This window comes from Shinella sp. M27 (assembly GCF_049199905.1).
Taxonomy (GTDB): Bacteria; Pseudomonadota; Alphaproteobacteria; order Rhizobiales; family Rhizobiaceae; genus Shinella.
In genome coordinates this window covers 69,528-88,788 of sequence record NZ_JBLZPK010000027.1, presented here as the reverse complement: position 1 = coordinate 88,788, position 19,261 = coordinate 69,528, and the positions used below count along the sequence as shown (strand labels likewise).

At 63.8% G+C, this 19,261-nt stretch carries 17 protein-coding genes and 1 riboswitch; of the genes, 8 read left to right on the top strand and 9 right to left on the bottom strand.

The annotated features are described in order from the left end of the window. Window positions 1–13: 13 nt before the first annotated feature. Both glyS and ACOZK4_RS10230 read left to right on the top strand, forming a co-directional pair. On the top strand, window positions 14–2,128 hold the full coding sequence (glyS, locus tag ACOZK4_RS10235; RefSeq protein ID WP_421591804.1) for a glycine--tRNA ligase subunit beta: 2,115 nt from the start codon (window positions 14–16) through the stop codon (window positions 2,126–2,128). 13 nt (window positions 2,129–2,141) lie between these two features. Then, window positions 2,142–2,627, top strand: a complete 486-nt coding sequence (locus ACOZK4_RS10230; RefSeq protein WP_421591803.1) for a DUF523 domain-containing protein — start codon at window positions 2,142–2,144, stop codon at window positions 2,625–2,627. Window positions 2,628–2,727: 100 nt separating this feature from the next. Here the strand turns inward: ACOZK4_RS10230 and ACOZK4_RS10225 are convergent, their stop codons facing one another. The 3 genes from ACOZK4_RS10225 to ACOZK4_RS10215 all read right to left on the bottom strand — a co-directional run bounded on the left by ACOZK4_RS10225 (window position 2,728) and on the right by ACOZK4_RS10215 (window position 4,887). After that, the gene (locus ACOZK4_RS10225) at window positions 2,728–3,192 is read right to left on the bottom strand and encodes a plant virulence effector HPE1-like domain-containing protein (protein WP_421591802.1); all 465 of its coding nucleotides are present in this window, start codon (window positions 3,190–3,192) and stop codon (window positions 2,728–2,730) included. Between the two features lie 106 nt (window positions 3,193–3,298). Further along, entirely contained in the window at window positions 3,299–4,570 is a 1,272-nt protein-coding gene (gene purD, locus ACOZK4_RS10220; RefSeq protein ID WP_421591801.1) for a phosphoribosylamine--glycine ligase, read from the bottom strand. Between the two features lie 77 nt (window positions 4,571–4,647). Further along, the gene (locus ACOZK4_RS10215; RefSeq protein WP_244760133.1) at window positions 4,648–4,887 is read right to left on the bottom strand and encodes a hypothetical protein; all 240 of its coding nucleotides are present in this window, start codon (window positions 4,885–4,887) and stop codon (window positions 4,648–4,650) included. Window positions 4,888–5,054: 167 nt separating this feature from the next. Here ACOZK4_RS10215 and ACOZK4_RS10210 point away from each other — a divergent pair, with 167 nt between their 5' ends. Both ACOZK4_RS10210 and ubiA read left to right on the top strand, forming a co-directional pair. Further along, entirely contained in the window at window positions 5,055–5,864 is an 810-nt protein-coding gene (locus ACOZK4_RS10210; RefSeq protein WP_421591800.1) for a MipA/OmpV family protein, read from the top strand. A 60-nt stretch (window positions 5,865–5,924) separates the two neighbouring features. After that, a complete protein-coding gene (gene ubiA / locus ACOZK4_RS10205) occupies window positions 5,925–6,890 on the top strand; it encodes a 4-hydroxybenzoate octaprenyltransferase (protein ID WP_421591799.1) in 966 nt (321 codons plus the stop codon). A gap of 10 nt (window positions 6,891–6,900) precedes the next feature. On the opposite strand, the gene ACOZK4_RS10200 is transcribed toward ubiA, so the two are convergent. From ACOZK4_RS10200 to ACOZK4_RS10190, 3 genes are all read right to left on the bottom strand, one after another. Continuing rightward, window positions 6,901–8,271 carry a class I SAM-dependent methyltransferase gene (locus ACOZK4_RS10200; protein ID WP_421591798.1) on the bottom strand — a complete coding sequence of 457 codons (1,371 nt, stop codon included), beginning with the start codon at window positions 8,269–8,271 and terminating at the stop codon, window positions 6,901–6,903. 110 nt (window positions 8,272–8,381) lie between these two features. Further along, a complete protein-coding gene (locus ACOZK4_RS10195) occupies window positions 8,382–8,552 on the bottom strand; it encodes a hypothetical protein (RefSeq protein ID WP_313531497.1) in 171 nt (56 codons plus the stop codon). Between the two features lie 244 nt (window positions 8,553–8,796). Then, a complete protein-coding gene (locus ACOZK4_RS10190) occupies window positions 8,797–9,360 on the bottom strand; it encodes a DUF6101 family protein (protein ID WP_421591797.1) in 564 nt (187 codons plus the stop codon). Between the two features lie 296 nt (window positions 9,361–9,656). Between ACOZK4_RS10190 and ACOZK4_RS10185 the strand changes: the two genes are divergently transcribed. Further along, window positions 9,657–11,978, top strand: coding sequence for a DUF1217 domain-containing protein (locus tag ACOZK4_RS10185; protein ID WP_421591796.1), 2,322 nt, complete (start codon window positions 9,657–9,659; stop codon window positions 11,976–11,978). 3 nt (window positions 11,979–11,981) lie between these two features. Here the strand turns inward: ACOZK4_RS10185 and ACOZK4_RS10180 are convergent, their stop codons facing one another. Beyond that, a complete protein-coding gene (locus tag ACOZK4_RS10180; RefSeq protein WP_421591795.1) occupies window positions 11,982–13,412 on the bottom strand; it encodes an FAD-binding oxidoreductase in 1,431 nt (476 codons plus the stop codon). Window positions 13,413–13,426: 14 nt separating this feature from the next. Beyond that, window positions 13,427–14,401 carry an L-threonylcarbamoyladenylate synthase gene (locus ACOZK4_RS10175; protein WP_421591794.1) on the bottom strand — a complete coding sequence of 325 codons (975 nt, stop codon included), beginning with the start codon at window positions 14,399–14,401 and terminating at the stop codon, window positions 13,427–13,429. Window positions 14,402–14,558: 157 nt separating this feature from the next. Between ACOZK4_RS10175 and ACOZK4_RS10170 the strand changes: the two genes are divergently transcribed. Next, window positions 14,559–15,608 carry a diguanylate cyclase domain-containing protein gene (locus ACOZK4_RS10170; protein WP_421591793.1) on the top strand — a complete coding sequence of 350 codons (1,050 nt, stop codon included), beginning with the start codon at window positions 14,559–14,561 and terminating at the stop codon, window positions 15,606–15,608. 58 nt (window positions 15,609–15,666) lie between these two features. Here the strand turns inward: ACOZK4_RS10170 and ACOZK4_RS10165 are convergent, their stop codons facing one another. Next, window positions 15,667–16,281, bottom strand: a complete 615-nt coding sequence (locus ACOZK4_RS10165; protein ID WP_421591792.1) for a DUF6656 family protein — start codon at window positions 16,279–16,281, stop codon at window positions 15,667–15,669. A 313-nt stretch (window positions 16,282–16,594) separates the two neighbouring features. Continuing rightward, window positions 16,595–16,803, top strand: a riboswitch (cobalamin riboswitch). 105 nt (window positions 16,804–16,908) lie between these two features. On the opposite strand from ACOZK4_RS10165, the gene ACOZK4_RS10160 reads away from it, so the two are divergent. Then, window positions 16,909–18,150, top strand: coding sequence for an aromatic ring-hydroxylating oxygenase subunit alpha (locus tag ACOZK4_RS10160; RefSeq protein ID WP_421591791.1), 1,242 nt, complete (start codon window positions 16,909–16,911; stop codon window positions 18,148–18,150). A 1-nt stretch (window position 18,151) separates the two neighbouring features. Then, window positions 18,152–19,255 carry a 2Fe-2S iron-sulfur cluster-binding protein gene (locus tag ACOZK4_RS10155; RefSeq protein ID WP_421591790.1) on the top strand — a complete coding sequence of 368 codons (1,104 nt, stop codon included), beginning with the start codon at window positions 18,152–18,154 and terminating at the stop codon, window positions 19,253–19,255. Window positions 19,256–19,261: the final 6 nt, after the last annotated feature.

Below are 19,261 nucleotides of genomic sequence, written 5' to 3'. Positions count from 1 at the left end.
TTTGTGAACGCCCATGCCCGATCTTCTGCTTGAACTCCGCTCCGAGGAAATTCCCGCCCGCATGCAGCGCAAGGCGGCAGGCGACCTGAAGAAGCTCCTGACCGATGCGCTGGTCGAGGCGGGCCTGACCTATGAGGGCGCGCGCGAATACTGGACGCCGCGCCGCCTCACGCTCGATATCCGCGGCCTCAATGCCCGCTCGAGCGATGTGCGCGAGGATATCAAGGGCCCGGCAACATCGGCCCCCGAGCAGGCGATCCAGGGTTTTTTGCGCAAGGCCGGCCTGTCCTCGATTTCCGAGGCGCATGTTCACTCGGATCCGAAGAAGGGTGATTTCTACGTCGCCCATGTCGTCAAGCCCGGCCGCCCGGCAGACGAGATCATCGCCGATGTGATGCCCGGCATCATCAGGAATTTCCCCTGGCCGAAGCCGATGCGCTCCGGCGCCGGCTCGGCCAAGCCCGGCTCGCTGCAATGGGTGCGCCCGCTGCAATCGATCGTCTGCACCTTCGGCTCGGAAACCGAGGAGACGCGCGTCGTGCCCTTCGAGGTCGGCGGCATCGTCGCCGGCAATGTCACCTATGGCCACCGCTTCCATGCGCCCGAGGCCATCACCGTGCGCCGCTTCGAGGATTATGCCTCGAACCTCGAAAAGGCCAAGGTCGTGCTCGATGCCGAGCGTCGCAAGCAGATCATCGCGACGGATGCCAACAACATTGCCTTCGCCAATGGCCTGGAACTCGTCGAGGACGAGGGCCTGCTGGAAGAAGTCTCCGGTCTCGTCGAATGGCCGCAGGTGCTGATGGGCACCTTCGAGGAAGAGTTTCTGGCGATCCCCTCGGAGATCATCCGCCTCACCATCAAGACGAACCAGAAATGCTTCGTCACCCGCAAGCCCGGCGCCGAAACGCTCTCCAACCACTTCATCCTCGTCTCCAATATCGAGGCGAAGGACGGCGGCAAGGAGATCGTGCACGGCAACGGCAAGGTCGTGCGCGCCCGCCTGTCGGACGCCAAACATTTCTGGCTGCGCGACCAGGGCAACCTGCCCGATCTCGAAACGCTCGAAGCTTCCGCTGCGAAATTCAACCTCGATCTCGCCAAGCCGCTCGACCAGCGCATGGCAAAGCTCGATGCGCTGAACGTGACGTTCCACGCCAAGCTCGGCACGCAGGGCGCACGCGTCGAACGCATCCGCAAACTCGCCGCCGAACTCGCGCCCGTCGTCGGTGCCGATCTCGCGCTTGTCGACCGCGCCGTGGTGCTCGCCAAGGCGGACCTGCGCACGGAAGCCGTCGGCGAATTCCCGGAACTGCAGGGCATTATGGGCCGCAAATATGCGGCGTTGCAGGGCGAGGACGCCGCCGTCGCGGCCGCAATCGAGGATCATTGGAAGCCGAACGGCCCCTCTGACCGTCTGCCTGCGGAAAAGGTCGGCCTGACCGTGGCGCTCGCCGACAAGCTGGATACGCTGGTCGGTTTCTGGGCCATCGATGAAAAGCCCACCGGCTCGAAGGATCCCTATGCGCTGCGCCGTGCCGCGCTGGGCGTCATCCGCATGCTGCTCGAAAAGAATGTCCGCCTGCCGCTCGCTTCGGTGGCGAAGGACCCGGATCTCATCGCCTTCTTCCACGACCGCCTAAAAGTCTATCTCCGCGACATGGGCGCGCGCCACGATCTCATCGACGCCGTGCTGACGCCCGAGGCCGACGATCTCCTGATGGTCGCTCGCCGCGTCGAGGCGCTGACGGCCTTCATTACCTCGGAAGAGGGCCAGAACCTGCTCGCCGGCACCAAGCGCGCCACGCAGCTTCTCGCCGCTGAGGAGAAGAAGGGCACCGTCGTCGATGGTGCTGTTTCGCCCGCCCTCCTGCTGCTCGATGCGGAAAAGGCGCTGTACGCCGCCGTGGAAAGCGCCTCGAAGGATGCGGCCGCCGCCGTCGCCAAGGAAGACTTCCGTTCGGCCATGGAGGCGCTGTCGACGCTGCGTGGGCCGGTCGATCAGTTCTTCACAGACGTGCTCGTCAACGACGAGGACCCGGCGATCCGCGCCAACCGCCTCGCGCTTCTCGCCGCCATCCGTTCGGCGACCGGCACGGTTGCCGACTTCTCCAAGATCACGGGGTAAGGGACGGGCGCTGATGGCCGGGAAAATCCTCATCAGCGCCTGCCTTGCCGGTCTGCCGGTCCGTTACAACGGCTCGGCCAAGCCACTGATCCACGATGCCGTCGAGCGCTGGAAGGCGGAGGGGCGGCTGGTGACGCTTTGCCCGGAGCTGGCAGGCGGCTTCCAGGTGCCGCGTCCGCCGGCGGAAATCGAAAACGGTCTCGATGGCGACGACGTGCTCGACGGGCGCGCGCGGGTGCTGGAAATCTCCGGTGGGGATGTCTCGGCCGCCTATATCGACGGCGCGCGCATCGCGCTCGATGTGGCGCGTAAGAATGGTTGCCGCCATGCGCTGCTCATCGATGGCAGCCCGTCCTGCGGTTCCGGCTTCGTCTATGACGGCTCGTTTTCCGGCCGGAAACATGCGGGGCAGGGGGTGACGGCGGCGTTTCTGCGCCGCAACGGTATTGCCGTCTATTCAGATCGTGAGGTCGATCAACTCGTGGATGCGATCGGCTGACACGAATACGCCCCTGCTTGAGGTCAGGGGCGCATCGTCCGCTTGCGCGGAGTCCTGTCAGTCTGGAGGGACCGAGAGGCAGGGTCTAGATAATATGGGGTCAGTTGACCCGCAATTCAAACCCTGCCGGATCAAACTCCTGTGAAGAGGCCACGGTGGCCGTCTTCGCATCGCGTGCGGCGCCGCTGTCGAGCGCGCTCGTCTTGGCGGTGGCATCGACAGCAATTGTCGTGTCTTCTTCCGCAGGGGCTGCTGCATCCGCTGCCTGCACCGTCTCGGCCGGGGCCTTGCTGACGAAGAGCACGGGCGAGCCGCCCATCCAGGCTTCGGTGCGGTAGATCTTGCGCTCGCCATTGGCCTCGCGGATCTCGACCTTCTGCGTGCCGGGGTCGATGGCATCGACGTGATAGGTGTTTGCTTCGCGCTTCGGCTTTAGCGCCGGGCAATCGTCGCAGCTGACGGTTTCGATGCTTCCGGCCGTCGTCGTGCCGCTGACGGGCTCAAACGAACCGGCAAAAGCGGGGGCGGCGGCAAGCAACGCGGCAAAGGTCAGCAGGGTGCGCATCAAAGGGTCTCCCTCATGGTTGAGAGGAGAATAGCGTCCGCCGGTTACGGTCCCGTCAGGGGAAATGGTAAACTTTGAACTATCGTGCGTTTTTCGCTTGGGTCGCTTAGGCCTGTTCGCGGGCGACGGCACGCCAGCCGATGTCGCGCCGGCAGAAACCGTTGCCCCATTCGACCTTGTCGAGCGCCTGATAGGCCGCGGCCTGCGCCTCGGCCACCGTCGGTGCCACGGCTGTCACGTTGAGCACGCGCCCGCCGGTCGCGACCAGCTGGCCGTCCTTCAAGGCTGTGCCGGCATGAAACACCTTGGTCGCGGCGTCATCGGCGGGAATGGACCGGATCGGCGTGTTCTTCTCATAGCCGGCCGGATAGCCCTTGGAGGCCATGACGACCGTCAGTGCCGGGGCGTCACGCCATTCGGCCGAAACCTTGTCGAGCCGGCCGATCGCGGCGGCATGCAGGATCGGCAGAAGGTCGCTGTCGAGGCGCATCATCAGCACCTGGCATTCCGGATCGCCGAAACGCACATTGTATTCGATGAGCTCGGGGCCTTTGGCAGTGATCATCAGGCCGGCGAAGAGCACGCCTTGGAACGGATGGCCGTCGGCCGCCATGCCGCGGATCGTCGGCTCGATGATCTCCTTCATCGTGCGCTCGACCATTTCTTGCGTCATGACGGGAGCAGGGGAGTAGGCGCCCATGCCGCCGGTGTTCGGGCCGGTATCGCCGTCGCCGACACGCTTGTGGTCCTGGGCTGAGGCGAGCGGCAGCGCGTTCACACCGTCGCAGAGGCAGAAGAAGCTCGCCTCCTCGCCATTGAGGAAGGCTTCGACCACCACTTCCGCACCGGCCGCGCCAAAAGCGCCGTCGAAGCAGTCGTCGACGGCGGCCAGCGCCTCGTCGAGCGTCATCGCCACGGTCACGCCCTTGCCGGCCGCAAGCCCGTCCGCCTTGATGACAATGGGTGCGCCTTCGGCCCGGATATAGGCCTTGGCTGCGGCGGCATCGGTGAAGCGCTGGTAAGCACCGGTCGGGATGTCGTATTTGGCGCAGAGATCCTTGGTGAAGCCCTTGGAGCCCTCAAGCTGGGCGGCAGCGGCGGACGGGCCGAAGACGGCGATGCCTTCGGCGCGCAGCACATCGGCAATGCCGGCCACCAGCGGCGCTTCTGGGCCGACGACTACGAAGCCGACACCGTTTTCCTTGCAGAAAGAAACGACGGCGGCGTGGTCATCGATGTCGAGCGAAACGAGTATGGCGCATTCTGCGATGCCGGGATTGCCGGGCGCCGCATAGAGCGTGTCGAGGAGCGGAGACTGCGCCAGCTTCCAGGCGAGTGCATGCTCGCGTCCGCCCGATCCGATCAACAGAACCTTCATGCCCGTACCCTCGATCCGTCCTTGGTTGTGAGGGCGGGTTAAGGGCAAAGCGGCGAAAGATCAAGGGCTGCGGGGCGTCAGAGGGTAGCCGCGCCCTTTTCCTCCACGCTGCGGCCTAGGTTTTCCAGTTCGGTGTCGATCAGGTGCACGTCTTCGTACCAGCCGTCGTCCTCCACCATGGCGCTTTCGGTGGCGGCGCGCTGGAGGGCGCGGGCTTCGGTGCGCAGCTTTTCCAGCTTTGCGATCTTCTCCTTGCGCGAAAGGCCGGTGTCGCTGCGGATCGCGTTGAGTTTCAGTTCCATCGTGCTGACGGTCATGACATGTCTCCTTCTGTCGTCGGGAGAACGTCGGCGCTTGCGAATCGTTCCGGATGTCGGCATCCGGTAGATGGTTAGCGAAACGGTAATGAAACGCGGCTATTCCTAATGAAATCGAAGGTTTCGGCGGCCCGCGGCGGGTCTGCCGGCAAAGCGAGGATTGTGTTTTGCGTATCCGTATCCCGACCGCAATGACTGCGGCCGCCCTCATTCTTGCGCCCGTTTCCGCCTTGGCTGGCGACGGCGAGCATTTCTGGTCCGGTGACTGGTATCTGAAGGTCGGCGCCGCCGGCTTTGCCGCACCGCGCTATCAGGGCGCCAAGTCCTATCTCTTCCAGGTCACGCCGATGATCTCGCTCGGCAAGGCCGGCAGCACGGTGCGCTTCTCCTCGCGCAACGACAATCCGTCCTTCGCGCTGATCGACAATGGCGGCTTCCGCGCCGGCGCCACCGGCAAGCTGGTCATGCCGCGCGACGAAGACGATTCCAAAGATCTCAAGGGCCTGACGCCGGTCAAGCTCGGCGGTGAACTCGGTGCCTTCGCCGAGGCCTATCCGACGGACTGGTTGCGCGTGCGCGGCGAAGTGCGTCATGGTATCCGCAGCCATCACGGCGTCGTCGCGGATCTCTCGGCCGATGCCTTCGTCGATGTCCGCCCGGATGTGCGCATCTCCGCCGGCCCGCGCATGACGCTCGCCTCGAAGGATTACATGAACGCCTATTACGGCGTGAAGCCAAGCCAGACCGCCGAGTCCGGTCTTGCTGCTTACAATCCGAACGGCGGCGTCGAATCCGTCGGCGCGGGGGCGGCGATCACCTGGCAGGTCAACGAGAAGATCGAGACCAGTGCGTTTGCCGAATACAAGCGCCTCGTCGGCCCGGCCGCGGATTCCAGCCTCGTCAAGCAGCGCGGCGATCGCGACCAGTTCCTGATCGGCCTTTCGGCGACCTATCGCTTCGATTTCACGCTGCGGTAAGACCATGCGGCCTCGTGGCGGCTTGACCCCGGTCAAGCCGCTTGCGATCTAGGCTGCATGATGAACCAGACACCCGATTCAAACCGCCCCGATACCGGCCGCGTCGCCGACGCCCCCTCCCAGAACTGGGTCTACCGCGTCCTGCCGCGCGGCCTCTGGCCCTATGCCCAGCTCGCCCGCTGGGATCGGCCGATTGGCTGGCAGCTCCTGATGCTGCCGTGCTTCTGGTCGGCGGCGCTGGCGGCCAATGTGGCGGCCTCCGCCGGCACGTTCAGCGGCGCGCGCCTCGTCTGGCATCTCCTGCTGTTCTTCGTCGGCTCCGTCGCGATGCGCGGCGCCGGCTGCACCTATAACGACCTCGTCGACCATGAGATCGACAACGCGGTGGCCCGCACCCGCTCGCGTCCGCTGCCATCGGGCCGCGTTAGCCGCAAGCAGGCGAAGATCTTCATGGTGCTGCAAGCGCTGGTTGGCCTCCTCGTGCTTCTGCAGTTCAACACCTTCTCGATGCTGCTCGGCGTCGCCTCGCTCGCCATCGTCGCGATCTATCCCTTCGCCAAGCGCTTTACCGACTGGCCGCAATTCTTCCTCGGCATGGCCTTTTCCTGGGGCGCGCTGATGGGGTGGGCAACCGAGTTCGGCACGCTTGCCGCCGCACCCGTCGCGCTCTACATCGCCGCCATCGCCTGGACGATCGGCTACGACACGATCTACGCCCATCAGGACAAGGAAGATGACGCGCTGATCGGCGTGCGCTCCACCGCCCGCCTGTTCGGCGAGAAGACCGCGCAATGGCTGATGGGCCTCTACGGCCTGACGGTCGCGATGATCGCCGTCGCCTTCTGGCTGGCCGGTGTGGGGTTTGTCGCGTGGTTTGGCCTTGCCGTCGTGGCGCTGCTTCTCGCCCGTCAGATCGGTTCGCTGGAAATCGACGACCCCGAACAGTGCCTGGCGCTGTTCAAGTTTAACGGGGTCGTCGGTCTGATCCTGTTTGTCGGACTGATCGCCGCGCTGCCGTTCGCCTAGCGACGACTGATCACGCGGTCTTCAGAACGCTTGCCGGTACGTCCGCGTCGATCCGGCGCGCGCCGCCATACTCGGTCGTGCGATCGAAACCGATGCCCGAGGCGCCGGAGCGGCGGCTGGTGGCGACGACCTGGAACGCGTTGAGCGCTCCACGGTGGAAGGACAGCGCGCAGAGCGAGAGATAGAGCAGCCAGATGCGGGTCTGCGGCATGCCGACGAGGGCGGCACCCTCTTCCTTGCGGTCGTAGAGGCGGCGCACCCAGTGCTCGGTCGTGTAGCCGAAATGCTCGCGCACGGCTTCCACTTCATGCACTTCGAAGCCGGCTTGTTCCAGCGCGCCGGTGGTCATGCCGATATGGTCGAGCTCGCCACCGGGGAAGATGTACTTGATGATGAACTGCATATAGGGCGTCAGCCGCGGGAAATCTTCCGGGCGCGCCGTGTTGCGGCGGAAGCTGGCCTGGCCGAAATAGACGCCACGCGGACGCATGTGCTTGCGCAGGTACTTGTAGAAGTCCTGGTGGTTGGCGATGCCGACATGCTCGATCATCTCGACCTGGGCGATCTTGTCGAAGACCTGGTCGTCGGCAAGGCTGCGGCAGTCGCGCAGCTCCACCTTCACGCGGTCGCCGAGGCCCATATTGGCGACCTTGGTCTTCACATGGGCGAACTGCTCTTCCGACAGCGTCGTGCCATAGGCTTCGACGCCGTAATGCTGGGCGGCATAGCATAGGAGACCACCCCAGCCGCAGCCGGGGTCGAACAGCTTGTCGCCGGGGGCGAGCCTGAGCTTGCGGCAGATGAGGTCGAGCTTGTTCAGCTGCGCTTCGTCGAGCGAGCTATCCGGTGTGGGGAAATAGGCCGAGGAATAGACCATCTCCTTGTCGAGGAAGAGCTCGTAGAATTCGTTGGAGAGATCGTAGTGGAAGCCGATCATCTCCTTGTCGTTGCGGCCGCTGGAGGGCGTCGCCGCCGCCGTCTTGGTGAAGCGCTTGACGAAGGAGGAAACGGAATAGCTCTTCAGAAGAATGGGTAGCGCCATCTTCAGCATGCGCACCTTGTTGATCTTCTTCGGCAGCGAGAGGAATTGCAGGTGATCGACCCGGCGCATCGCATCGACCGGGTTGGCGCCGACGATGTCGAGATCGCCGGTCGCATAGAGTTCGGCCACGCTGATCAGCGACGGCGCGCGCAGCAGGCGGCGCAGCACGTTGGCGGAAGCGATGACGAAACGGATATCGTCCTTGGCGCCGGTGCCGAGCGGGATGATCGTGCCGTCCCAAAGCTCAAGGCAGATATTGACGTCGAGGTGTCTCGCCAATTCTCCGATGACGGCCTTGGTTGCTTGCAATTCCCGTTCCGTACCAAGTTCACGCGACATAAAGAGGCTTCCCGACGTTTTTAAACCGGAGTGCAATGTGCTGTTTCACGGACTGTTGTCAACCGCTGCGGGCGAGATGTCGGGGAAAGCAGGGCGTTCGAAGCCCTGATTTACCGATAGCGCGGCGCCCGCGCACCGGTCGCGCTGCGTTCTTCGAGCCGCCGCAGGGTTGCGGGATGCACGGCCAATTCAAAACCGCGGCGCGGCGGGCGGCCGCGCTCGATGAGGGCGGCATCGGCCTTGCGGATCTGGACGAGGAGGGTGGTGAAGAGCTTTGCCATGTGATCGTGTCCCTTGCGTTCGCTGCGGCTTCGGCCGCTCGTGTTGAACGCTCTTTCCCACGCGGCGGGCGTGAAAAGTGTTCCGGAGGGAACAGGGCACGAAAAAAGCCGGCCGCAGGGGACGGCCGGCTTTGGGGCCATTCTCTGACGCGAGGCGGTCGCGTTCGGAAGGACCGAAGGGAAAGGGCGTCGTCGCGACTGGAGGAAAGCGCAGACGCCCCAAGGGCTCACGGTATCGGCATGCTCAACGGCGGGCGATAATCTCCCGTCCGTCGATCTTCATCTGGACGCCGAGCTTGCCCGTCGTGCGGCGGACGAGGAAGCGCGGGCGGCGGTCTGCGAAATAGGAGTGGCGGCGGCGCGGCATGGCCGGCCGGTTCGCGCCGGTCAGGTGGTCGTCGAGCGGGCGGGCGACACCGTCGGCTTCCACCATCAGCATGGGAATGCGGTAGGCTTCCGCCCAGCTACGCCAGTCGGCGGCGATGTCGCAGAGATCGTGCGCCACCAGCAGCGGGATGCAGAGATCCGGATCGTCATGGTGCAGTTCCAGCGTCACGGTCACGTCGCCGTTGCCATGGTCGATGGCGCGGGCGGCCACACCCTTGAAGGCGCGGGCCGGAAGCGCAATCGAGAGCGGCAGGCCGCTCGACGGCAGGACCTTGCGCAGCACGGCGCCGCGTTCGTCCAGCGTGATGGTGGCATCGGTTCCCTCGCTGCGCAGCTCGAAGGTCACCGCCTGCGGGAAGCGCTTGGGATCGAGCCGGAGCGTGGTGCCGGCCCAGGCCGGCTTGGAAACGGTATTCAGCATGTCTTTCGCCCTTGTTTTCCTTGAGAGCCGGTGTCCGGTCTTCTCATCGGGACTTTTCGTCCTCTGAGGGCGAGAATAGGCGTGGCCCCTTCCTCGTCGCTTAAAAATCGCGGTTAAAAAAACTTTGCGCTTTCTGATGGTTATCAAAACCGCACGGGCTACGGTTTAGGAGACGTGAACATCGTCCGGGGCATTTGAACCGTTGCGGAGAAAGGCCCGGACAAGGCCCGGACAAGCCACGCGCGCGAGAATGCGGTATAATCGGCCTGCGTATGATCCGAAGGAAGAGTGCCTCGATGTTGTCGACCTATACGAGCTACAACCTCATCGCGAAGGACATGTTGAAGTCGCTGAACCGGACGGCGGCCGAGACGACGAATGCCCGCGACGCAGAATATTACAAGGAAAACATCGGCAAGGTCACCTCGGTCGACGCGTTCCTCGACGACTACCGGCTCTATTCCTACGCCGTGAAAGCCTTCGGTCTCGAGGAGATGACCTACGCCAAGGCCTTCATGAAAAAGGTGCTGGACAGCGACCTGACGGACAGCGCGAGCTTCGCCAACAGCCTGACGGACGAGCGCTACCGCAACTTCGCCGCCGCCTTCAGCTTCGCCGACTCGACCGCGTCGGCGCAGACCGAAGTGCAGCTCGACGAGACGATCGGCCTCTACACCGCCACCGCCAACAATGCCGGCGACGCCATCAAGGAAGAGACGCGCTACTACAATATCGTCATCGACAGCACGACCAATGTCGATCAATTCCTCAACAATGATCGCCTGCGCAACTACATGTTCACGTCCTACGGCATCGACCCGGACACCTATTCGCGTGCGACCGTCCGCGGCGTGCTGACGAGCGATCTCAACGATCCCGCAAGCTTCTTCAACACGCAGTTCGAGACGAAGAAGACGGCGGCCGTGGCGGCGATCCAGACGGCGGCGGACGAGCTTTCGATGCTGACGAACAACGCCACCAATGCCGCGCGCATCGCCCAGCTCAAGGCCGAGATCACCAGGCAGAACGCCGTCATCACGGGCGTTGAGAAATACCGTACGCTGGCGGAGGCCTATAATTTCAACACGGACGGCACGGCCACGGCCGGCACCGTTCAGGATGCCGGCCAGAAGGCGACGACGAACGAGCGCTACACGCTCTCCAATCCGCGCGTGACCTCGGCTGCGGCGCTGCTCAACCGGGCCTATTTCGAGGAGAAGATCGGCTCCGTCACGAGCGTCAGTGAGCTTGTCAGCGATCCGCGCATGCTGAGCTACGTCAAGACGGCTTTCGGGCTCGACAAGCTCTCGGTCGTCAGCTCGACCATCACCAACATTCTGACGAGCAGTGCGGACCCGAGCGACACGTCGAGCTACATCAATATGTTCGGCGCCGAGGACAAGGCGAAGTATTTTGCCCTGCGCAACGCCTTCAATTTCCAGGAGGACGGCACGCTTGCGGCCGGCGATACCGCCCAGACGGCCGCGCAGACCGCGGTCACGGGCGGCGCCTATATGAACACCTACAACGACAAGGACGACGAGGCGGATGCGACCGCCATCAAGCGCTTCAAGAGCCAGATCAGTGCCGTCAAGACGGTGGCGGACTTCGTCGGCGAGGCGTCTGTTTACGACTTCGCGTTGAAAGCCTTCGGCCTCGATCCGACGAAGGTTTCCGCCCTGACGATCAAGAACGTGCTGAAGAGCGACCTCAACGATCCCAAGAGCTATGTGTATCAGCTCAAGGACGAGCGTTACGTCGAGCTTGCCAAGGCGTTCAATTTCGATGCGAAGGGCAATATCAGCGCGCCGAAGCTGGCGCAATCCGAGGCCGAGATCATCGTCACTTCGCGCGCCTATGTGGTGGAAAAATCCCGTTTCGGAACGGACGACGACAAGACGAAGGCGCAGGACGAGGCGAAATATTACTCCGTCCAGATGCAGAAGATCGAATCCGTCGATGAACTGCTGGCCGACAAGCGCCTCGTCAATTTCGTACTCGAAGCCAACGATATCGACCCCAAGAGTGTCGATAACACCTTCCTGAAGAAGATTTTCGCCTCCGACCTCGACGATCCCAAGAGCTTCGTTAACCAGCAGAGCGACCGCGCCTATCGCAAGATCGTCGCCTCGTTCAATTTCAACGCCGAGGGCAAGGTCCAGCAGCCCGACGACGCGCAGATCCAGTCGCGGCGCGGCATCTACGAGACGATCGACAACTATGTGCGCCAGCAGATGGAAGAAGAGGCGGGCAACGACAATGCCGGTGTGCGCCTCGCGCTCTATTTCGAGCGCAAGGCCGGCACGATCTCCAGCGCCTACGACGTTCTGGCCGACGACGCGCTGTTCCAGGTGTTCAAGACGCTCTTCCAGCTGCCGGACGAGGTGGGCAGCGCCGACATCGACGCGCAGGCCGACATGGTCAAGCGCTACCTGAAGCTCGAAGATTTGCAGGACCCGGAAAAGGTCGCCAAGATGATCACCAAGTTCTCGGTGCTCTACGATCTCGACAACCAGTCGACTGACGATCCCGCTTTGTCGGTGCTGACCAGTTCCGGCTCCGCCAGCATCAGCGCCGACACGATGATGTCGCTCGCGCAGCTGCGCACCGGCGGTTAAGGTTCAGATCGCGACGACCTTGCCGGGGTTCATGATGCCGGCCGGGTCGAAGGCTTGCTTGACCCTTCGCATCAGGTCCATCTCGATCGGCGTGCGCACTGCCGCAAGTTCGTCGCGCTTCAGCTGGCCGATGCCGTGCTCGGCGGAGATCGAGCCGTTGTATTTCAAGACGATGCCGTGCACGAGATGATTGATCTCGCGCCAGCGGCCGAGGAAGGCCTGCTTGTCGGCGCCGACGGGCTGCGAGATGTTGTAGTGGATGTTGCCGTCACCCATATGGCCGAAGGAGCAGATGCGCGCGCCTGGCATCGCCGCCATCACGGCCGCATCGGCTTCCGCCATGAAAGCCGGAATGGAGGAGACCGGCACGGAGACATCGTGCTTGATCGAGCCGCCCTCCGGCTTCTGGGCCGGCGACATGCTTTCGCGCATATGCCAGAGCGCCTTGCGCTGCTCCTCGCTGGAGGCGATCACGGCATTTTCGACCAGCCCCGCCTCGATGCCTTCGGCCAGCAGCGCCTCCATCATGCGGCGCGCCGTCTCGGCGGCGTCCGAAGTGGAGATATCGATCAGCACATACCAGTCATGCCGGGTGGCGAGCGGATCGCGCACGCCGGGAATATGCCGCGTGGTGAAATCGACGCCGAGGCGCGGCATCAGCTCGAAGCCGGTCAGCGCCGTGCCGCAGCGGCTGGACGCACGCTCGAAGAGGGCGAGGGCATTCTCAACGGATTTCAGCCCGGCAAAGGCCACTTCATGACCGAGCGGGCGCGGAAAGAGTTTCAGCACCGCCCCGGTGATGACGCCGAGCGAACCCTCCGCGCCGATGAAGAGATCACGCAGGTCGTAGCCGGTATTGTCCTTCTTGAGGCGGCGCAGGCCGTTCCAGACTTCGCCGGTCGGCAGCACGACCTCGAGGCCGAGGCACAGCTGGCGCATATTGCCATAGGCGAGCACCGCAGTACCGCCGGCATTGGTGGAAAGGTTGCCGCCGATCTGGCAGGTGCCCTCCGAGCCGAGCGACAGCGGGAAGAGCCGGTCGACGTCTTCCGCGGCCTTCTGGATCTCCGCCAGCACCGCGCCGCCATCGGCGACGATGACATTGCCGACCGGATCGACGTCGCGGATGCGGTTGAGACGGGAGAGCGACAGCACGACATCCGCCATGCCCTCACGCGGCACGCTGCCGCCGACATGGCCGGTATTGCCGCCCTGCGGCACGATGGCCGTGCCGGTTTCCGTGGCAAGCGCCAGGATGGCCGAGACTTCTTCCACCGAGCCGGGCCGCAGCACCAGCGGCGAGGTGCCATGGTAAAGCCCGCGGCTTTCGACGAGATAGGGCGCGATGTCCTTGTCATCGACCAGCGCATGGGCCGGACCGGTGATTGTGGCGAAGCGGGCGATGAGTTCGGGGGGAAGTGTTGCCGCAACCATGGTCGTCTCCATTCTTATCCGCGCGGGGCGGCGGCCCTCTGCAAACGGTCGTTGATCGCCTCGCCGAGGCCCGTGGCGGGAATGGGCGAAAAGGCGATTGCACTGCCGCCCGCCGCATCCGCCTGCTTCATGTAGCCGAAGAGATTGGCGGCGGCTTCGGCAAGGTCGCCGGAAGGGCTGAGGTCGAGCACCAGCGCCGCTTGCGCCTCGCCGGGAAGCGGCGTGCCCCCGAAGCGGATCAGCACTTCGCCCGGCCGCACGTCGCTGGCATCGAGCCGCACCGGCGCATCGGGCGCATAATGCGAGGCGAGCATGCCGGGTGCCTCGATGGTCGCGCCGGCCGTCTCGTTGCGCAGAACGGGCAGGCCGGTGACGCGCTCGATGTCGGCTGCGTCCAGCCCGCCGGGCCTCAGCAGGCGGATCGTCCCGCCCTCGACCTTGATAATCGTCGATTCGAGCCCGACGACCGCCGGCCCGCCATCGAGGACCAGCTCCAGCTTCGCGCCGAAATCGTCGGCGACATGGCGGGCCGTGGTCGGGCTGATGCGGCCGGATGTGTTAGCGCTGGGCGCGGCGAGCGGCTTGCCGAAGGCGGCGAGCAGCCGGCTGGCAAACCCCTTGGGAATGCGGATGCCGACAGTATCGAGCCCGGCGCGCGCCAGCGGATGGATGGCGCTCTCCGGCCGGATCGGCAGAACCAGCGTCAGCGGCCCCGGCCAGAAGGCCTCGGCGATCCTGCGCGACAGCGGGTCGAAGACCGCGTGTTTTTCCGCCATGGCGAGATCGGCCATATGGCAGATCAGCGGATTGAAGCGCGGCCGGCCCTTCATGTCATAGATGCGGGTGATGGCGAGCGGATTGGTGGCATCGGCGGCAAGGCCGTAGACCGTCTCGGTGGGAATGGCGACCGGCACGCCGCGGCCGAGCGTTTCGGTGGCGCGCGCCAGCGCTTCCTCCGCATCCGTGCGCGTGTCAACGATATCAGCCATCTCGCCCTTCCGTCTTTGCCGCTTCCTTTACAGGCCTTTGCCGGCAAATGCCAAGAGTTCGGCGGATGGCTAAAATTCGAACGGCCGGATTAGATCGGCCGAAAGACTGGGCTGTTACGGTCAGGGTGAAAAGTCCCGCAAGCAGGTCCGCATCTGAATGGCTAACAGGAAATCCTCGACCACCGACGTCGCCTTGCGCGTTGCAACGGCCATGAAGCAGATGGGCATAGACGGCCTGCCGCGCAATTACGAACTGGTCTACGAGGCCTATGCCGGCAGCAATCCGGATCTCGTGCGCGACTTCATCGCACTCGGCAAATACAAGACCCAGGCCGCCCTCGATGAACTGGGCCGGAAATACCTGCCGCACCAGCACGAGGCGAGCGTGCTGCAGCGCTCCGCCGGCGCGATCAGCAACGAGATGAGCAATTTCATGGACCTGCTCAGCCAGGAGCGCTCCTCGCTGAACGACTACGGCCGCCTGATCGGCGAGGCCTCGCAGGTGATCGGCAGCGTCGGTGGTGCGCTCGGCAGCTCGCTCGAAGCGTTGCAGCGCGCCACCGAGCAGCGCGTCACCCACACGGCGGAGATGGCGGAAAAAGTTGCGGCGCAATCGGCCACGATGGACGGCATCCAGAAGGAGATGGTGGAATTCGAGGCGATGAAATTCGTCGATCCGCCGACCAAGCTCGGCAATCGCCGCGCCTTCAACAAGGCGCTCGCCCGCGTCTATGCGAACCCCTCCCTGCCGATGCTCTGCGGCGTCGTCGTGGCGGAAGTGGACGCCGAACGCCGCTTCTCGCCGGCCCAGATAGAGGCGCTGTCCGACCATCTCGTGACCTTCTACGGCGGCCTGATCCGCCAGGCCTTCCCGTCAAACGACCTCGCCGTGCGTTTCGACGGCCTGCGCTTCGGTTTCCTGTTCAACACTTCGGATGAGGGGGAGGTGGAGCGGCTGATCGATCTGCTGCGCGCCGCCTTCCAGACGGTGGCGCTGCGCGATCCGCGCACCAACCGCAATCTCGGCCATCTTACCCTGTCGGCCGGTGTCTGCATGTCGGATCGCGCCGACAGCGCGCTCGACCTGTCCTCGGCCTGCGAGCGGGCTCTCCTTGAAGCCAAGGCCTCCGGCGGCGACCAGATCGTCGTCTACGGCCGCGGCGACGAGGTGCCGGCGGGCAAGGAGTGGATGCTGTACAGGGCGTGAGAAGCCGTTCCAGCAAAAGGGTGAAGCGGGTTTGCGTCCGGAATTGCGTTCGGGAAACTTAAAGCGCGCTGATGATCTTGCGCAGCGCCTCGTTGCGGGCGCCGAGCATCAGTACGTTCTTCATGGCGAGCTTGGGATCATCCGTGCGGAAGATCACGCCGTTGCCGCGCACCTTGCGATCGATCGTCAGGCGGCCTTCGTGGTCCGTCGGCGTGATGGCGACGGCGAAATACATGCGGCTCTGCTTTTTCGAAATGCCGGCGAAGAACTGCTCTTCCTCGCCGATTTCGGCAAAGAAATTGGCCATGTAGAAGGCCCATTGCACGTTCTGGAAATCCGCGAAACTCGAATTGGCCACCGTGATGTGGCAATAGCCGAGGTGCGGCGTTTCCGTAAGCGTGCGGTGGAAGATCAGTTTCGGGAACTGGATCGAGCGGTGAAAACCGTTGATGCGGTCGTGGGTAACGGTGCCGGCGCGTTCCAGCTTGCGGCCGGTGCGTTCGGCCACCTCGGCATAGGAGAGGTAGCGCTTTTCGCTCGGGCTCCAGTTGTCGGGGGTGCGGTCGATGCGGCCGGTGCGCAGGAATTCCGTGTGCACGGCGGATTTCGGCGGGTTCTCGCGCTTGTAGGCGACGGCGTCGTAATAGCGAAACTTCGTCTGCTGTTGCTGCACGCCCAGCACTCCCTGCTCGCGTGGCGCTTTGCGCGCACGCCCTGATGGCGGAAGTTTATGGAAACGCCGTTAAGCATTCCTTTCCGTCCGGACCCTCAATCCTTGCAGGGCGGTTTCGATGGTCGCAATATGACAAGCTGCCGCTTTGCTCATCCCCGTGCCCATTCTCGCGCCAATTCGTGCGATTAAAAGGCATATTATATTGATATATATCGATAAATATCAGAGATAGAAGCGGCTCACTCATTTTTTGATTGTCGTCAAATCATGAAGGCGCGTCGTTTTTTGACATGTCGGCCGGCGATTCTTGCGGTTAGATAAAGACACTCAAGGTGTCGCCTTCTAGGGAGGGCGAAGAATTGGGAAGCCGGTTGAAATCCGGCGCTGCCCCCGCAACGGTGTTGGAGCAAAAGCGGCAAAAAGCCACTGGACGGAAGTCTGGGAAGGCGCCGTGTCGGTCGCAGGCTCTGTCCTGCATGGCCACTCCTCAGCCCGGAAACCAGCCTGGAGAAAAGATCGTGACTGGCTGCGGCGGGCGGCCGGGAAGCGTGCACGCCGGGCGTTTTCACGCCTGGATGCCGTCTCCTCCGTGCGCCTCATCCCCAAACTGGACCTATGAGGATTGCCATGGATATCCGCAGCGACGTGCTCCGCAAGCTCAAGAACCGGCGTGAAGGCCACAGCCTCGAACAGGCCTTCTACATCGACCCCGACCACTACAAGCTCGACATGGAGACGATCTGGTATCGCGACTGGCTGTTCATCGGCCATGACTGCGAAATCCCTAAGGCCGGCAACTATTTCACTGTGCAGGTCGGCGATTATCCCGTCGTCATCACCCGCGACCGCTCGGGCACGATCCGCGCGCTGCACAATTCCTGCCGCCACCGCGGCTCGCGTGTCTGCACCCAGCACAAGGGCACCTCGGCCAAGCTCGTCTGTCCCTATCACCAGTGGACCTACGAGCTCGACGGCTCGCTGCTTTTTGCCCGCCACATGGCTGAGGATTTCGACAGGACGCAGCACAGCCTGAAACCGATCCATTGCGAGACCCTCGGCGGCTACATCTTCATCTGCCTCGCCGACGAGGCCCCGGATTTCTCCGCCTTCCGTGCCACTGCCGAACCCTATCTTGCGCGCCACCGGCTCGGCGAAACCAAGGTCGCCTTCGAGAGCACGATCATCGAGAAGGGCAACTGGAAGCTCGTCTGGGAAAACAACCGCGAGTGCTATCACTGCGCCGCCAACCATCCCGAACTCTGCCGCACCTATCCGGAAGCGCCGACGGCGACGGGCGTGCAGGGTGCTAAGGACGATCCCGTTATCGCCGCGCATTGGGCGAAATGCGAGGCCTCCGGCCTGCCGAGTGAATTCCGGATGTCGCCGACCGGCCAGTTCCGCGCGGCCCGCATGCCGCTCATCCAGGATGCCGAGAGCTACACCATGTCCGGTGCGCGCGCCGTCCAGCGCCCGCTGTCGAACGACGTCTCGGAAAGCGGTATCGGCACGCTGCTGCTCTTCCACTATCCGACGACGTGGAACCATGTGCTGGCCGATCATGCTATTACCTTCCGCGTCCTGCCGCTCGGCCCGGAGCTGACGCAGGTCACGACCAAGTGGCTGGTCAACAAGGATGCCGTCGAGGGTGCCGATTACCGGCTCGACGAGCTCACCCATGTCTGGACCGAGACCAACGACCAGGACCGCCAGATCGTCGAGGAAAACGCCTTCGGCATTCGCTCGCCGGCTTACCAGCCCGGCCCCTATTCCCCGGAGGACGAGGGCGGCGTCATGCAGTTCGTCGAATGGTATTCGAATTTCATGATCGACCGGCTGGACAACAAGCAACCGATGTCGCGGGTGGCCTGACATGACGATTTCGAGCCATTTCCGCCATTTCGACGAACTTCACCCCTGGCATGATCGCCATAACCTCTTGGAATGCATCGCGGCAACCGTGGAGACGGCCGACGTGATGACCTTCACCTTCAGTTCCGATCAGAAGAACTGGTTCCGCTATCTGCCGGGCCAGTTCGTCACGCTGGAACTGCCGGTGTCGCCGGACGAGCCCGTGATGCGCACCTACACGCTCTCCTCGACACCCTCGCGGCCCTTCTCCGTCGCCGTGACGGTGAAGGCGCAGAAGAACTCGATCGGCACGCGCTGGATGTTCGATCATCTACGCCCCGGCATGAAGCTGAAGGCCTTCGGGCCGCTCGGCGATTTCTCCTTCGTGCGCTATTCGGCGGAAAAATACCTGTTCATCTCGGCCGGCTCCGGTGTGACGCCGATGATGTCGATGACGCGTTGGATGGCGGATTGCGCGCCGCAATCCAACGTCGCCTTCGTCTCCTGCGCCCGTAAGCCGGAGGACCTGCTGTTCAAGCCGGAACTCGAATGTCTGGCCGCCCAGATGCCGAACCTCGCGCTCGGCTTCGTCGTGGAAGGCCACAATCCGCGCGACGGCTGGCACGGTCTGCGCGGCCGTATCGATGCCGCGCGTCTCTCGCTGCTCGCGCCCGATTTCCGCGAGCGCACCGTCTTCTGCTGCGGCCCGGAACCCTTCATGCGCGGCGTCAAGGACATGTTGAAAGTCTGCGGCTTCGACATGAACCGTTACCACGAGGAAAGCTTCCAGCCGGCCAATGCGCCCGCGCCGGAAGAGATCGCCATCCGTGCCGGTGCCGGCGAACAAGCGGCCGACGTCAACGCCATCTCGACCGTCACCTTCACCATGGCCGGCAAGGATGCCCAATGCCCGCCCGGCCAGACGATCCTGCAGACAGCCCGCGCCGCCGGCGTGCGCATCGGCGCCGCCTGCGAGGGTGGCCTCTGCGGCACCTGCCGGGTCATGAAGGTCTCGGGTGAAGTCGAGATGCACCATAATGGCGGCATTCTCGATGACGAGATCGAGGAAGGCTACATCCTCGCCTGCTGCTCGCGGCCGATCGGGGATGTACAGATCGAGGCGTGAGAGAGG